Raw genomic sequence first — 15,917 nt, forward strand, 5'->3', positions numbered from 1 at the left:
TGTATTACTTTGATACATTAAAATATAGTCTAGATACCCAATAATCGCTTCCTATCTTTGATACTATTACCCCAGCTAATGAATACGACCAATAAGCTGCTAAAATAACTCTTAAAAAAGGCGGTACTGGAGTTTCATCATAAGCTTCAAAATACACAGCGGCTATAGATAACAGAATCAATGTGATAAATGCAAAAGAAAAAAGCTTTTTTCTTTTTTCATCAATATCTATCCGATTTAAAGTAGAATCAGGTGAATAATAATTTTCTTTAACCTTAGTATTGTTTGTTACATCACATGCACGAACAGCTTCTTTAGGCGTAGTCTTTATTTCACTTATTAATCCCTCATTAAAACTATTTAATATTGTCAATACTGTTTCTAAATTTTTATCTTCTACCAAAAGTTTTATTTCATTCATATGTTTCCTTATTTACTATCTTCTATTTCTTTACTCACTATGTTTAAATCCTAAAATAGACACACTGTAATAATTATAGCAGGTCTTTTGATGTCTTCATTAAAGCTATCTTATTAGAAATGTGTCTACTGAGATAATTCATAAAACACTCCATTAAGCAAGCTCCGTAAATCATTTGGATATAACTCAATTTCAACCCCACGACGTCCAGCACTTACATAAATAGTGGAATATTTTTCTGCCGATGAATCAATAATAGTTTTAAGTAGTTTTTTCTGTCCTAAAGGACTTACCCCGCCTAAAACATACCCTGTTGATCGCTCTACATCAGATTTGCTCGCCATTATAGCTTTCTTTGCTCCTATAGCTTTTGCAATTTTTTTCATATTCAACATAGATGAAACAGGAATCACTCCAACAGCTAGCTCTTTATTATCTAATCTAACAACTAGTGTTTTAAATACTCTAAACTCATCAATTCCCAATTTTTCAGCTGCTTCTAGTCCATAAGACTCGCGAGATGAATCGTGAGTATACTCATGCACCTTGTAAGATATTTTAATTTTCTTCACTATATCAATAGCTGGTGTCATTATATTCCCCTACTTCAAACTATTTAATAAAACACTATATTACTTAAACGAAGGATTAAAAATGAGTGGAAGTTTTACTTTTTGTACTTCCTAAACCGTATCATTTTAAATCTCTCACCGAGAAAGTTTGGCATGATTAGCATCTTCGCTTTTTGAAGTTCTTGTTCGTAGATTTTTTCATCTGCATTATCTTTTAGCATCTCTAGAAGATTTAGTATACCCATATCTACAAGAGCTACCATTTGAGCTTTTAGTTCTATGAACTTCACTCCTGCATCTACGTACGCATCTTTTACATGCTCAAATGTAACATCGTAAGTTATGTCAGACTTTTTAAAAAGCTCTTCGCGTTTTATATCTTCTTCAAAAAACGGTATGACTTTATGCTTTGCATATACTCTTATAGAAAAGTCGGGACGAGCTATCATCTCACCATAGTCAAAGCTCATAAACTCGAACTTCTCACATGAGTTAGCCATCTCTTTTGCAAACTCTTCATAACCTATGGCTATCTCGCCTCTGTCTTTGTTGTACTTTTTAGCTTTTGCATCTACCCAGTCATTGTCTACGTCAAATTTCACATCATGTTCTTCGACTCTTCCTGTTTTACCTTTATAGTAAAGTTCACAAGGAAATGCATCAAATATCTCATTTGCAATGAAAAATGCATTTTTACACTTTAATTCACCAAGTGACTTATGGTGAGTAAGACTTACTACATCTCCAAAAGACTCTTTAAAATACTTTCTTTGTTGCTCTTGAAGCTCATCAAACCTTTCTATGATTACAAACTTTAAACTATTTAGAAGTTTTGGTCTAAGGGTATTTATAAACTCAATAACATCAGCTAAAAAGTAACCATGATGAGCACCAATCTCACAAATAGTCCCATCTTTTTCTAAAAAACCCTCATCAACCAAAGAGATAATATGTTTTGCAATAGTTCCACCAAAAAACTTACTTGTACTTACCGCTGTATAAAAATCACCATCTTTGCCTATATTTTTATAAGTAGCATAGTATCCATTTTCACCATAAAGCCATTCATACACATAGTCGCTAAATTTCATTTTTATACATCTCATAAAGTGTTAGTAGTTCAAGTTGCTTATCCATTTCAAAAACTTCTGATTCTATTTTTTGGATTCCTACTGAGTTTTCCAATAGTTCTACATCAAAACTTGTTTTATATCCAGCACTAAAGAGATTTCTTGTATCTATAAGTAATTTTTCATATATATCTTTATTTTCCCTGCTTAATACTATTTTTTTCTCAAAGTTATTTATGTTTTGCATGACCTGCTCAAAAAGTGCACGAAGTTCTACTTTCTTGTCTTCGATGACTGTTTTTGACTTCAAAAAATCTATCCTTGAAGATTCAATATCCCTAAAAGTATTAATATCAATTGGAATGTAAGCTTTAAAACCATAATCATAATAATCTTTTTCTGTAAAAATAGAAGCTGATGTTGGTGAGTACTGCTGATTGCTCTTACTCCAGTTATAACCAGCAGTCAGACTGACTTTAGGAAGATATTTGGCTATTATTATATTTTTGTTGTATCTATTTTTTTCTATATCACTTTGAGACATATCTAAAACTATGTTGTACTTTAAAAACTGCTCTTTATTGAGCATTTTTAAGTGTGGTATTAAAGCAGTTTCATAAGGCATATCGCTAATTGCCTGAAACTGTGAGATAAGTCTCTCTTTATTTGTTTGGATATCATAAAGTGCTTGAATTACAATATTTCTCTCAATAATAGCATTGTCCAAAAAGCCAGAATCAAGCTGACCATTTAAATACTGCTCTTTTTTCAACTCTAAGTTTATCTCTGAATTTTTTATCTGTAATTTTTGTTTGTCTATTTTTAAATCCATCTGCTTTATCTGCATTAAAAAAGAGATTGCATCTTTTACCAACTTTCTTTTTGCAACATCTACAGAGTAGTTCGTATATATCCTTGAAGCTTCTGCAAACTTAATACCATAGTAAATACCACCACTTTGAAAAATAGGTTGTTCCATTTTTAAAGCAGCATTTTCTGAAGTTTGCACACTTTTATATGGATCACTTTCAGAATAGCTGTATTGTAAGTTTAGCGGTGCTATCCATGAATCGCGAAGCTTAGAACTCTCAGCTTCATTTTTTTTATAATCATAAGAGAACTGCTCTTTTTTATTTTTGGATATATATGAGTCTAGCGGATCATTGTTTTCACTAGCACTAAGAACTGTACTACAAAGAATTAACTGCGCGATTAAGAGACTTAAAGCCTTCATCTATTTCCTCTCTTGTAATTGTTAGTGGTGGCAAAAATCTTAAAGTATTTTTTCCAGCTTTTAATACCATCACACCTTCATCTCTTGCATTAGAGATGATTGCACTTAAGGTTTCTGCATTTTTAACTCTAAGTCCACACATCATTCCAATGCCTACTTTAGATGTAAACATTTTTCTATTTGCACTATAAAATTTTTCTAACTCTTGATTAAAGTAATCTATATTTTTTTCTAACTCTCCACTATCAGAATATTCTTTTAAGACATCTAGCACTTCACATGCAGCAGCTGTGCTTAAGTAGTTTCCGCCAAAAGTAGAACCGTGATCACCAGCAGTTAAAACTCCCTTAAGAGACGTCATTACGACACCTATAGGAACTCCACCACCAAGACCTTTGGCTAAAGTAATGATATCTGGCTCAATCTCATAAAGATTAGATGCTAAAAACTCTCCAGTTCTGTAAACACCTGTTTGAACTTCATCAACAATAAGTAATATATTTTTTGATTTTAGCATCTTTGCTAAAGCTTGAACTTGGGCTTTGTCTTGTGGCTGAACTCCACCCTCGCCTTGAACAAGCTCTATCATTACCGCCGAAGTATGATTATCTATGAGGCTCTCTACTTGGTCAATGTTATCTGCATATACAAAACCATCCGGAAATGGACCAAAATAATTATGCATAGACTCCTGTCCTGTAGCTTTTACAGTTGTAATAGTTCTGCCATGAAAAGAGTGCTGCAGAGTAATAATCTTGTATCTTTTAATTTCACCATCGCGCTCACCGTACTTTCTAGCAATCTTTATAGCACCCTCATTTGCTTCAGCTCCACTGTTACCGAAGAAACACTGCATATCAAAGCCACTTGCTTCAACTATCTTTTGTGCAGCCTTAGCCTGTGGTGCAATATTATAAAGGTTTGAGATATGTGTAATTTTTGATAGTTGTTCACAAATTGCACTATTGACTCTTTTATTTGCATGACCTACGCTAACAACACCAATACCAGAAGTAAAATCTATATACTTCTTGCCTTCAGCATCTAGCAATCTTGCATTATTTCCACTCACAAACTCTACATCTGCTCTCGCGTATGTAGGTAAAACATATTTTTTATCTAATTCTTTTATATTACTCATTATTTATACCTCTAAAATTATTAATGTATTATAGTATAAATGACTAAAAATTTTATATAATCAATTTTTAATATATTATCTTATATCATGCTACACACAAATAAAAGGTTTTTTTTGAAATCACTAGCATATAGACTGACTTTAGTAATAACAACTATATTATTTTCAGCTTGTTCAAACATGCAAATTGGATTTGAAGAAGATAGTCCATTTTATACTCCTCCATCAGAAAAAAACCTTGAACCTAAAGAAACTGTTGAAAAAATCACTCCAAAAAAAGAGATTATCGAAGAATCTGAAACATCTTTTAGTTACTCGCGTGAAGATGATTATTAGAGATTAAACTTTAGTAAGTTCTACTCTATTTTCCTGATAAATCGCACTTTTACCTTCGTACGAGTGTTTTGAAGATGTTAAATTATTAACACCTTTTGTGCCGCTGAAAATTAATACACAATCCTCTCTTAAGTCATTATTTAGCTTAACTTTCAAATCTACACTTCCTGATACGGAAGATATTCTTACTATTTCATTCTCTTTAAAGCCTAAAGAGCTGTGAAGATATACATTCTGTTCACGGTTAAACTGAGAGTTTAAGCTCATAACACTCTTAGAAGTGATTAGATGCAGTTTGTCATTTTTTTGCATCTCAGCTTCAAACTCATCCAGAAATAAAAACTCACTGTCATCTGTATCGAAACCTTCTTTGTATGGAATCTCTTCTCTGCCTTGAACATACCAGATGCCATCCGTCTTTTGAACTGCAAAGTTTTTAAAATGGTTTAAATAAAACTCTTCACTCTCAATAGAAACATTAAAATATTTACACAAATAAGCGCTTAAGTCATATTCACTTATTCCTTCATCTATATCTGAAATTTTGTCCATTGTCATCATGGCATTATGAGAGTATGATGTTCTAACATCATTTTTATGCAAAAAACTCTTTGCAGGAATTACTAAATCTGCAACCTCGCTTGTCTCATTCTCAAAAAGCCCAAAATATACTACATTTTCACTTTGACTGATGGACTCTTTTACTCTCAAACTATCTGGCATCTGAGAGAGCGGGTTTGCTCCTTGAATAAACACAGTTTTAAAGTTAGAGAACTCTGTGTTAACCTTTGATACTCTCTTTGGTGATGAGTTAAATGGTGAAGTTATATGCTCTTTTGAGTTACCCAAGTAAGCGACTCCACATCCCTCTTTACCAAAAAGACCAAGCATAACCCCAAAAGCATCTATGGCTCTTAGAACATCAGCTCCATTTCTATACTTCTGTATTCCGACACCACAAACAATGGCAACTTTTTTATCTTTAACAAGAGCTAATATATCACCTATTTGACCAAGAGTCACATCTATATCGTCAAGAGTAGCTTTGATTCTTACAGTTTGTGTCAACTCATAATACTCTTCATATTCAGGTGCATGCTCTTTTAAATATTCTTCATCACAGTTATGTTCTATATGTAAAAATCTACTAAGTAACATCGCAAGAGAAAGGTCCCCTCGTGGTTTTATCTGAATATGTAAATCTGCCATTTTTGCTATCTTAGTTTTTAAAGGGTCTATAACTATAATAGTTTTATCTTTGATAAGTGGGAGGATATGACTAGAAGTTGTATGTGGATTTCTGCCCCAAAATATAACTACCTCAGATTTTGCTATCTCAGAGAGTGGCATATTTTTGTTTGAACCTCTGCCCTCAACTATTCCAGCTTCCCCTGCTCCATCGCACAAAGTTCCATCTGTTAAAGTAGCTCCATAAGATGCAAAAAAATGATCACTTACCTCTTGCATCAGAGCAAAGTTTCCACTTCCTCTATAGTGCAATATCTCAGAAGGATTTGATTCACGCAGCATCTGAGCCAAATGGATAAGTGCCCCCTCCATAGTGATTTCTTTACCTTTGTACCTAGGTGTTTTAATATTTTTGTGATTGTTATAATGATTCATATGTGGACATAAAAAACCTTTTGTATGTCCTATTTTAATACCTTTTAATCTACCGTCATCATAAGTTATTGAACAAGCATCATAACAATCAAGAGGGCACGCCGTAATTTTATTCATTTCTGAGTTCAATCTTTGTGAGTCTTGAAAATATCTTTGGAGACTTTATAATTATCTGCGCCATATATTTAGATATATTTTTACTGTCTGCTATATTTAAAATTCTAGAAATTTTATATTCAGTTTTTTTACCATCCATATAAATGACTCTTTTTTTAGCGTCTAATACATCTGATTCATCTAAATATATAGTTAACTTTGCCTTAGAAGTATCTGCAACTTGAGCAAGTGGAGTTGCAATACTGACAACCTGACCCACTTTAACTAAAATACTGTAAAGTATGAAATCTTTAGCCGTTAAATTTTTATCTTCTACACTTCTAGCAAGCTGAGCTTCTCTAAGTTTTAAATCTGTAATTTGAACCTTTAAATTTTGAATCTCTTTTTGAGTATTTAAAAATTGATTTTCACTACTTATTAGGTCATGGAACTCTTTGTCTTTTTCTACAACTGATTTGATTTTTAAAGATTTTATTCTCTTATAGTTAGCTCTTTTTTTCTTTAAAGACTCTTCGAGATTTTTTAAAACACTCTCATTAACACTGACCATATCTCTTAAAAATATCAGCTTCTCTTGTACAAAGAAAAGCTCTTTTTTATCGAGAACATCATCTATATTGATGTATGCCTTTGATGTTAACTTTTTTCCTATCATATTTTCATCAATAAAAAGAACAAGTCCAGAAACATTTGATGATATATTTCTTAGCTCATAGGGCTCAACTTTTGAATAATATACTTTAGCAAACGACAGAGTAAACGTTAAAAATAAAATTGTTAAAATTTTCACTTCTTAATACCTTTATTAGAATTGAGGATATTTTACCATTTCATTATTAACATTGAAGCATAATTTCATTTTATTTTTGGTACTATTTAAGAAGTTTTAATTAAAGGGTATATATGTCTGTTTTATCCAAGGTAGATGCAACTACAAATCTAGCAAAAAATAATGAACTTCAACTTTTGGTTTTTAGAATCAACAATAAAGAAGATTCTGCATTTTATGCGATTAACGTTTTTAAGACTAGAGAAGTTGTTGAGTCTAAGAATCATTTTATGACTCAAATTCCGTCAGCTCATCCTCTTTTAGAAGGGACTATTATTCTTCGTGGACTTCAAATTCCAATATTGAATCTTCCTCAATGGTTAGGTACAACTCTAACTAAAAAAGAAATGTCTTTATCAAATATCCTTATCTGTGACTTCAATGGAATTATTATAGGTCTTAGAATCATGTCTGCATACAGAGTTATAAAGAAAAATTGGAATGAGATGCATGCACCTGATAGCTACAGACTAAAAGATGATGGTGTTGTCATGAATGACACAAGACTTGAAGATGGCAGTCTATGTCTTATCTTAGACTATGAAAAACTCTTGGCAGACGTAGTTCCCCAAGCGATGGTTAATGTACACGAATCACCTGAAAACATCCTAGACTTACCTATGCCTGCTAAGCTTAAAGATGGAGAAGTACTAATTGCAGAAGACTCCAAAACAGCACAAAGACATCTAATACATATTTTCAAAAATGCTAGAATTAAAATGAAACTCTTTGATAATGGGAAAAAACTGGTTGATTATATTTTTGAAATGAAAGACCCGTCAATAATTCCGGCTATTATTACAGATATTGAAATGCCTGAGATGTCAGGCTTTACTGTGATTCAGACATTAAGAAAAGATATTACTACTAAAAATATACCTATAATTGTAAATAGCTCTATGACTGGAGAAAACAATAAAAGAGAAGCAGAAATGCTTGGTGCAAGTGGCTTTATAGATAAAACAAAAAGCCATAACATAATACCACTCATTATAGAAGTAATGAATAATCATAGTTAACTACACACATTTAGCTTGTTTTTAAGACAAGCTAACTTTTTTATCTTCATATTTTTTTGTAGAATATAATGGTCTGAAAAATCAAGACAACTTTTGGGCTTAATTAATTACCACCTCTAACTGTTACCTTAGCCTATATTTTTTATAACCAATAGCTGAATGAAACTACTTAAAAATTTATACTCAGCTTAGTATATTTTTTAGTGAAATTACGTTAAAATATACTAAGTAATAAGTAGATAAGATATTGAGTTACACACAAGTTAGATATCAACAAAGCTACCATAGGATATTTTATGAATATTAGTAAAGAAGATATAGAACAGTTTAAACAAATGTGTCTAAATATCTCCGTGTTGATGGTAGATGATGAAGTTGAACTGACAAAAAGTTACAAAAAAATAGCACTGCGTTTTTTTGAGTCTGTAGACATAGCAAACAGTGGTACACAAGCTCTTGAAATGTATAAACAAAATAAATACAACATTATATATACAGACCTCAGTATGCCAGGTATGCATGGTATAGAATTAATTCGAGAAGTAAAAAAGGTAAACCCAAAACAAACGTTTATTGTAATCTCTGCTGGCAATGAGTCTGAAAAACTCATGGAATTACTCTCTTTAAACATTTCCGGTTTTATTGTAAAACCTTTTAAAACAAGTAACTTCTTACATGTAAGCACAGAACAAATTTCTATTATTCTCCAGTCAAGATTACTTTTAGAACAAGCTGATGAACTAAATAAAGAAATAGTAAAAATAACAAAAGAGAAACAAGACCAAGAAAAGATGCTCATTCAACAATCAAAACTTGCTCAAACAGGTGAGATGATATCTATGATATCACATCAATGGAGACAACCATTGTCTTCCATAACAACTACTTTATCCGGATTAAAGACAAGATTTGATCTTGGTATATACGATGATAAAGAAAATCCCGTTGAAGCAATTAGCACTGACTTCAATAGAGCATTTCATAAGATTGAAAATACGGCTAAATTTCTTTCAAAAACAGTAAATGATTTTAGAAACTTTTATCGTCCTGACAATGAAAAAACTGCTGTAGATATCTGCAATGCAATGAATAGTGTACTTAGAATTATTAATCCACATGAAAATAATATAGAAGTAAACTACAGCTGCTTAACAGTTGCTGGTAGAGAGGTTTTTACCTTTGAAGGTGAGTTAAAACAAGTCTTTATTAGTATTATTAATAATGCTATAGATGCCTTATTGGATAAAGAGATAGTTAATCCAAAGATATCTATTGAAATAACTCAAAAAGATGATAACCTTATAGTAAGTATCACTGACAATGCAGGTGGTATTCCAGAAGATATTATAGATAATATATTTTTACCATACTTCTCAACTAAAAGTGAAAAAAATGGAACTGGGCTTGGACTTCATATGGCAAAAACTATTGTAGAACGTCATAGTAACGGTATTTTAAGTGTTAAAAATTCTAAAGCTTTTAATGGGGCAGAGTTTACTATAAGTATTCCAAAATCAAAAAAAAAGGATTAATATGAACAATGCAAAAAATTTAAGACAGTATACAAAGCATCTAAATGTTTTATATGTTGAAGATGATGATCAACTAAGAGAGAGTACGCTTTTCTTGTTGGAACCTTTTTTTAAAGAAATAGATTCTGCTTGCAATGGAAAAGAAGGTTTAGATCTATACAACAAAAAACAATATGATATTGTAATCACAGATATAAGTATGCCAAAAATGAATGGTATAGAGATGATATCTAAGATAAAAGAGATTAATATTGAACAAAAAATTATAGCTATATCAGCACATAATGAATCAAATATATTAATGGAATTAATCCAAGCAGGAGTTAATAGTTTTATATTAAAACCTATTCTTCAAAATGAAGTCATTAATACACTCTACCCTATTAGCAGAGATGCATATACCCAGATACTAAACATTGAACTAGTAAACGGATTGAACCAGAAAAATGAAGAGTTAGAAAAACAGTTAAAAAATATAAAAGCTAAAAACAACACTATTGACACAAAACATGCTCAAATTGAAAAATTATTACAAATTAAATCTACAAATAAAGAGAATAAAGCTGATGGAGTTATGTCTGAGTATTTTGAAAAGGATGATGATGAAGGTGATGAAAATGTAGTCTTTATGAAAGATGATGCCGATGATTTATTGGAATACTTTAATGAGATATCCGAGCATATTTCACTTGCCCTTATTCATTCAAACAAAGATGAAATTCTAGAGATTGCAAAAATATTCTCTAAGACATCTTCTTTACTACTTAGGTACTCACCATATTTAGACTCATTAGCTGCGATTATGGAGGAGCTATCACAAGCTTTAAATAGCCATACTGATGAGTTTATGAATGTTTTAACAAATGACAGTGACAGTGTATTTAGTCTTTTTGATGCAGTAAGTTCTGATATGCATCGTTATGTTAAAAGGTTTAGTGTGGAAAGTATTGCTATGAAAAACTCGCACCATATTCATGATCCAACAACACTTAGTATAAGTCAAATAATATCAATATTTACAGAAAATCAACTAGCATCCGGAGAGATTGAGTTTTTTTAGTGAAGAGGATTTTTACTATTCATCCAAAAGGGATGAATAGTAATAACTATATACTTAGTTATTGAAAAAGTGAAATAAGTACACCAGCAGCAACTGCTGAACCGATAACACCTGCAACATTTGGACCCATAGCATGCATTAGAAGCATATTTGAGCGGTCATATTCCATACCAACTTTATTTGATACACGAGCTGCCATTGGAACAGCAGATACCCCCGCTGAACCTATAAGTGGATTAACTTTATGTCCTGGGAACATATTCATAATCTTAGCCATAAGTACACCCGAAGCAGTACCTACAGAGAATGCAATAATACCAAGAGCCATAATAAACATAGTATCTGGAACTAAGAACTGATCAGCTGCTAGTTTAGAACCAACACCAAGACCTAAGAAAATAGTTACAATATTTATAAGTGAATTTTGTAGAGTATCATTAAGACGTTCAACTACACCTGACTCTTTTAAGAAGTTACCAAACATAAATGCACCGATAAGTGGCGTAGATTCTGGTAAAACTAAAATAGCAAGAGAAAGAACCATTACTGGAAAAATTAACTTCTCTAAGCGAGACACATGACGAAGTGTAGTCATTTTAATTCTTCTTTCTACATCAGTTGTTAATGCTTTCATAATAGGAGGTTGAATAATAGGAACCATAGCCATATATGAGTAAGATGCAACTGCAATTGCTCCAAGAAGTTCTGGTGCTAGTTTTGTCGCGATAAATATAGACGTAGGACCATCAGCTCCACCAATAATTGAGATGGCACTTGCTTGTTGAAGAGTAAAATCAACAAAACCCATTTGAGACAGTGCAACAGCTCCAACAAGTGTTCCAAAAATACCAAACTGAGCAGCTCCACCAAGAAGTGCTGTTTTAGGATTTGAAAGCAGTGGACCGAAATCAGTCATAGCCCCAACACCCATAAAGATAATAATTGGGAACATTTCATTTGAGAGACCCATATCATATATAACACCTAGAAATCCATGAGCACCTGCGATATTTGCAACGGGGATATTGGCTAAAAGACCACCAAAAGCAATCGGCAACAGTAACAAAGGCTCAAATCCTTTTCTAATAGCTAACCAAAATAGGAAGAATGTAAGTAAAATCATAAGTACGCGACCCCAAGACTTATGAAAATCACTCATGTCTTCACCATGAGCATTCTTCTCATTTGGATCAGGATTAATAAGAGCATTAATACCTGTTGACTTTAAAAAACCACCAACCATTTCAGAAAAAGGTTTAGTTTTATAAGTCTCCTCTTGATGTGCTGAAAGAGCTTCAGTTGTGGCGGGAGCACTAGCATGCAATGCACTAAAGCTAAAAAGCATCAGTGCAAGTAATTTTATAAGAAAAAATTTCATCTACTTATCCTAATACTGCTACGACTTGACCTTCTACTACCTTGTCGTTTGTTGCAACATTGATAGACTTAATAACGCCACCACGAGGTGCAACAACATCTATTTCCATTTTCATAGATTCTAGAATCATTATCACATCACCTTCGTTTACGCTTTGACCAGGATTAGCAACAATTTTCCAAACATTACCTGGGAGTAGTGCTTTAATTGAAACTTCATTACCAGAAGCTTTTGCTGCAGGTGCTTCTGGAACTACACTCTCTCCATCTACTGCTGTAACTTGAATATTTGCATCACCTTCTGCAACTTGAACACTAAACTTCTGACCATCTACTACTACTGTATAATTTCCATTACCCATATTTGAACTTCCTTCACAATCTTTTTTCATCTCTGATATTTTTCGAACATTTAACTCGCCCTCGCCTTTTAGAAACTGTATACCTTTTTCTTGACAAGCGGCTGCAATAAATATATTTTCTTCTGTTATTTCTATGTCTTCTTCTTTAAGCTTTTTAATCCAAGTCTCTAAAGATTTACTCTCATCTGCTTCAGTTAAATCAAGAACTTTTTGAGTGGTTGGTTCTAAGCCTAATTTTTCTGAAGCGATTTTAACAATTTCTGGGTCTGGAGCAACCGGAGTTTTACCAAAATAACCAAGAACCATTTTTCCATAACCTGGAGCAATAGCTTTCCAAGGACCTTGCATTACATTGTTAAGTGCTTGTTGGAAATAGAACTGAGAAACAGGAGTTACAGATGTACCATAGCCACCTTTTTCTACAACCTCTTGCATAGCCGCTATAACTTCTGGAAATTTATCTAAAATATCATTATCACGCATCATTTGTGTATTTGCAGTCAATGCACCGCCTGGCATTGGTGAAAATGGAATAATTGGGGAAACCATTGTCGCTTCAGGAGGCATAAAATAATCAGATAAACAATTCTGTAACTCTTTTTCATATGTAAGAATCTTACCGATTTCTAATCCACCAAGGTCATAATCCATACCTTTTGTTGCATGAAGCATAGTTAAAATATCCGGTTGACTTGTACCACCTGAGACTGGAGCAGCAGCCATGTCTATACCATCAACACCAGCTTCTAAAGCTGCCATATAAGCAGAAACAGAAACACCGGCAGTCTCATGAGTATGAAGACGTAAGTGTGTTCCCTCAGGGACTAATCCACGAGCCATTTTAATAGTATCAAAAACTTTTTGAGGATTTGAAGTACCAGAAGCATCTTTAAAACAGATACTATTATAAGGAATGCCACTGTCTAAAATTTCACGAAGGGTTTTCTCATAAAATTCAGTTGTATGAGCACCGTGACATCCTGGAGGTAAATCCATCATAGTAACAACTATTTCATGCTTAAGTCCATGATGAACAATTCTTTCACCTGAGTATTTTAAGTTTTCAACGTCATTAAGAGCATCAAAATTTCTAATTGTAGTTGTACCATGCTTTTTAAACATTTTTGCATGAAGGTCGATTAACTCTTTACTACCAGTGTCTAACATTACTGTATTAACACCACGAGCTAGAGTTTGAAGATTAGCCTCTGGACCAACAATTTTACGAAACTTGTCCATCATTTCAAAAGCGTCTTCTCTTAAGTAGAAATATAAAGATTGAAATCTTGCTCCACCACCAAATTCAAAGTGATTTATCCCTGCTCTTTTAGCTGCCTCTACTGCTGGAAAAAAATCATCCATTAGTACACGACCACCAAAAACTGATTGGAAACCATCTCTAAAGGTTGTATCCATTACATCTATAAATTTTTTAGCCATTATAATCCTTAACCTTGTTTATGGTGAGATATTGCTGCACTTATTGCTGCAATTATTTTTTTATTATCTTGTGTTGTATTTACTGCTGTGTCTAAACTTGCTTTTGGTTCAGGGAAAAATTTATGTATAATATATGACATGATATTCATGCACACTATCATAATAACTAGGAATAGAAGAACTGTTCCCATTCCTAATCCCATAAACTTAAAACCTTCTAATACTAGGTTAGTTTCCATATATTTACCTTTGTTACAATTTTGCAAAAAGTATAGTGTAAAGATGTTTAAACGAAGTTTTCAATTGTTTTATAATTTTTTAAAGTTGTTCAATTGTTACTTTTTGATTATATACTTCTGTCATAAATTCTACAAAAAGATAATAATCATGAAAAACAGTGTAAAAAAATTCGGACAAATTAACTCGATAGAGGGCTATTCTTATCTTATTCTACTTTTTATTGCGATGCCAATGAAATATGAATTTGGTTATCCTATGGCAGTAAAAATTGCAGGTATGATTCATGGTATTCTTTTTATACTTTTTTGTCTATTATTGGTAATAGCATGGAAAGATAGTAAATGGTCGTTTAGTGAGAATATCATCTTTTTTGTAGCTTCGCTTATCCCTTTTGGAACCTTTTATACAAAAAGTAAAATAAAATCTTATGAGTAAAAAAGAATAATTTTGATAAAATACAAAATTAAAAAAACATAATAGTAAGGATAGCAATGATAGCAGGAATGCACGAACAAGACTTTGTAGCATATATAATTTTTGGACTTACATTAAACTTCTTATTTTCTATACTTTTTGGAGTCTATCTTAGTAAAAATATAGGTATGAAGGAGATGATAGAGTCCAAAGGAGATAAAGAGCAATCTCTTCTTGTAAGTCTGAGTCTTTTTATCCCTTTTGCAAAAATGCTTATCACTTTGTATAGAGTAACAATTCTTCAGTTGTATTTTCTTAACAAGGGTTATACACACAAAGAGTTTTGGGTATATATGACTAACAATAGTTAGTCGACTATTTATATACCTCTTCTATACAACTGCTAAAAATCTTTTCATCCCATAGTCCTTTTTTATCTACTTTTGCTTTTCTTTGAGCAAGAGTATAGTAACCATCAAACTCTTCATCTTTAAACTTAGGTTTTAAAATAGCTAACCCTTTAACAAGAAGGAGCTCTGAAAGAGTCATTTGACCTCTTGCATATAAAATACAATTGCTATCTCGAATCTCAACATGATACTGTTGTCTATCTTCCAATAATGAATCCGCATAATATTTTAAGTTTGGATTCTTTTTATAAAACTTATCTATATTATCCCTACACATCGATCCTGATTTAGAACTATTATAAAGTTTCTCAAGCGTTAACAATCCATACGGTTTGCACTCAAATGTATACTTACCGATTCCAAACATTTGAACTTCATTTGACACAGTTTTATTCAAAATAGCCAATACAGGTTCTTTTGCATCTACTGATAAACTCAGCACTACATAAACTATAAAAATATTTATTTTTCTTAGCATATGTGATTTTAACATGTTATAATTGAAATCTGTGAATAAATTTTAAGGTATGCAACTAGATGAATGATTTTCAACTCAAACTTATCCTTAGTATATTAAGTGGTGTAGTATTTTCATTTGTATTTATTTTACTTGCTTTCGCGCTTCCTATAGATAATAAAAGTCAACTAAATGTAAAAAAACCAAAAGGTATGCTGGAGAAAGTTTCACATTCTGCTAGAAAATAATGATAAATAGTTAGT

At 32.2% G+C, this 15,917-nt stretch carries 18 protein-coding genes; 7 read left to right on the forward strand and 11 right to left on the reverse strand.

All coding sequences use genetic code 11. The features are described 5' to 3' along the window. Positions 1-4 precede the first annotated feature (4 nt). From ACLHDE_RS08735 to ACLHDE_RS08755, 5 genes are all read right to left on the reverse strand, one after another. Positions 5-421 (reverse strand): hypothetical protein, encoded by a 417-nt coding sequence (locus ACLHDE_RS08735; protein WP_415396040.1) that lies wholly within the window; start codon positions 419-421, stop codon positions 5-7. 125 nt (positions 422-546) lie between these two features. Next, the gene (ybaK, locus tag ACLHDE_RS08740) at positions 547-1,014 is read right to left on the reverse strand and encodes a Cys-tRNA(Pro) deacylase (protein WP_415396041.1); all 468 of its coding nucleotides are present in this window, start codon (positions 1,012-1,014) and stop codon (positions 547-549) included. A gap of 74 nt (positions 1,015-1,088) precedes the next feature. Next, positions 1,089-2,084 carry an SAM-dependent methyltransferase gene (locus ACLHDE_RS08745; protein ID WP_415396042.1) on the reverse strand — a complete coding sequence of 332 codons (996 nt, stop codon included), beginning with the start codon at positions 2,082-2,084 and terminating at the stop codon, positions 1,089-1,091. Beyond that, positions 2,074-3,297, reverse strand: coding sequence for a TolC family protein (locus ACLHDE_RS08750; RefSeq protein WP_415396043.1), 1,224 nt, complete (start codon positions 3,295-3,297; stop codon positions 2,074-2,076). Before ACLHDE_RS08750 ends, ACLHDE_RS08745 begins: the two co-directional genes overlap by 11 nt. Continuing rightward, on the reverse strand, positions 3,254-4,438 hold the full coding sequence (locus ACLHDE_RS08755; protein WP_415396044.1) for an aspartate aminotransferase family protein: 1,185 nt from the start codon (positions 4,436-4,438) through the stop codon (positions 3,254-3,256). Before ACLHDE_RS08755 ends, ACLHDE_RS08750 begins: the two co-directional genes overlap by 44 nt. A 114-nt stretch (positions 4,439-4,552) precedes the next feature. Here ACLHDE_RS08755 and ACLHDE_RS08760 point away from each other — a divergent pair, with 114 nt between their 5' ends. Beyond that, entirely contained in the window at positions 4,553-4,774 is a 222-nt protein-coding gene (locus tag ACLHDE_RS08760) for a hypothetical protein (protein ID WP_415396045.1), read from the forward strand. A gap of 3 nt (positions 4,775-4,777) precedes the next feature. Here ACLHDE_RS08760 and ACLHDE_RS08765 read toward each other — a convergent pair whose 3' ends face one another. Continuing rightward, positions 4,778-6,514, reverse strand: coding sequence for a molybdopterin-dependent oxidoreductase (locus tag ACLHDE_RS08765; RefSeq protein ID WP_415396046.1), 1,737 nt, complete (start codon positions 6,512-6,514; stop codon positions 4,778-4,780). After that, complete coding sequence (locus ACLHDE_RS08770; RefSeq protein WP_415396047.1) at positions 6,507-7,304, reverse strand: HlyD family efflux transporter periplasmic adaptor subunit; 798 nt, start codon at positions 7,302-7,304, stop codon at positions 6,507-6,509. Before ACLHDE_RS08770 ends, ACLHDE_RS08765 begins: the two co-directional genes overlap by 8 nt. A gap of 113 nt (positions 7,305-7,417) precedes the next feature. On the opposite strand from ACLHDE_RS08770, the gene ACLHDE_RS08775 reads away from it, so the two are divergent. The 3 genes from ACLHDE_RS08775 to ACLHDE_RS08785 all read left to right on the forward strand — a co-directional run bounded on the left by ACLHDE_RS08775 (position 7,418) and on the right by ACLHDE_RS08785 (position 10,954). Continuing rightward, positions 7,418-8,362 carry a chemotaxis protein CheW gene (locus ACLHDE_RS08775; RefSeq protein WP_415396048.1) on the forward strand — a complete coding sequence of 315 codons (945 nt, stop codon included), beginning with the start codon at positions 7,418-7,420 and terminating at the stop codon, positions 8,360-8,362. A gap of 296 nt (positions 8,363-8,658) precedes the next feature. Next, positions 8,659-9,894 (forward strand): response regulator, encoded by a 1,236-nt coding sequence (locus tag ACLHDE_RS08780; protein WP_415396049.1) that lies wholly within the window; start codon positions 8,659-8,661, stop codon positions 9,892-9,894. Position 9,895: 1 nt separating this feature from the next. Next, positions 9,896-10,954, forward strand: a complete 1,059-nt coding sequence (locus ACLHDE_RS08785) for a response regulator (protein WP_415396050.1) — start codon at positions 9,896-9,898, stop codon at positions 10,952-10,954. A gap of 58 nt (positions 10,955-11,012) precedes the next feature. Here ACLHDE_RS08785 and ACLHDE_RS08790 read toward each other — a convergent pair whose 3' ends face one another. The 3 genes from ACLHDE_RS08790 to ACLHDE_RS08800 are packed head-to-tail and all read right to left on the reverse strand — an operon-like array spanning position 11,013 to position 14,372. Next, positions 11,013-12,332, reverse strand: coding sequence for a sodium ion-translocating decarboxylase subunit beta (locus tag ACLHDE_RS08790; protein WP_415396051.1), 1,320 nt, complete (start codon positions 12,330-12,332; stop codon positions 11,013-11,015). A gap of 4 nt (positions 12,333-12,336) precedes the next feature. Then, positions 12,337-14,133, reverse strand: a complete 1,797-nt coding sequence (locus tag ACLHDE_RS08795; protein ID WP_415396052.1) for a biotin/lipoyl-containing protein — start codon at positions 14,131-14,133, stop codon at positions 12,337-12,339. A gap of 8 nt (positions 14,134-14,141) precedes the next feature. Further along, positions 14,142-14,372: an OadG family protein gene (locus ACLHDE_RS08800; RefSeq protein WP_415396053.1), complete on the reverse strand. Its 231-nt coding sequence runs from the start codon at positions 14,370-14,372 to the stop codon at positions 14,142-14,144. Between the two features lie 148 nt (positions 14,373-14,520). On the opposite strand from ACLHDE_RS08800, the gene ACLHDE_RS08805 reads away from it, so the two are divergent. Together ACLHDE_RS08805 and ACLHDE_RS08810 are read left to right on the forward strand one after the other, a co-directional pair. Further along, positions 14,521-14,808 (forward strand): DUF3817 domain-containing protein, encoded by a 288-nt coding sequence (locus ACLHDE_RS08805; protein ID WP_415396054.1) that lies wholly within the window; start codon positions 14,521-14,523, stop codon positions 14,806-14,808. A 56-nt stretch (positions 14,809-14,864) separates the two neighbouring features. Then, complete coding sequence (locus ACLHDE_RS08810; RefSeq protein ID WP_415396055.1) at positions 14,865-15,158, forward strand: hypothetical protein; 294 nt, start codon at positions 14,865-14,867, stop codon at positions 15,156-15,158. A gap of 4 nt (positions 15,159-15,162) precedes the next feature. Here ACLHDE_RS08810 and ACLHDE_RS08815 read toward each other — a convergent pair whose 3' ends face one another. Continuing rightward, on the reverse strand, positions 15,163-15,675 hold the full coding sequence (locus tag ACLHDE_RS08815) for a hypothetical protein (protein ID WP_415396056.1): 513 nt from the start codon (positions 15,673-15,675) through the stop codon (positions 15,163-15,165). 59 nt (positions 15,676-15,734) lie between these two features. On the opposite strand from ACLHDE_RS08815, the gene ACLHDE_RS08820 reads away from it, so the two are divergent. Further along, positions 15,735-15,902 carry a hypothetical protein gene (locus ACLHDE_RS08820; protein ID WP_415396057.1) on the forward strand — a complete coding sequence of 56 codons (168 nt, stop codon included), beginning with the start codon at positions 15,735-15,737 and terminating at the stop codon, positions 15,900-15,902. Positions 15,903-15,917: the final 15 nt, after the last annotated feature.

The organism is Sulfurimonas iocasae, from assembly GCF_047716755.1.
In the GTDB taxonomy this organism is placed as follows: Bacteria; Campylobacterota; Campylobacteria; order Campylobacterales; family Sulfurimonadaceae; genus Sulfurimonas.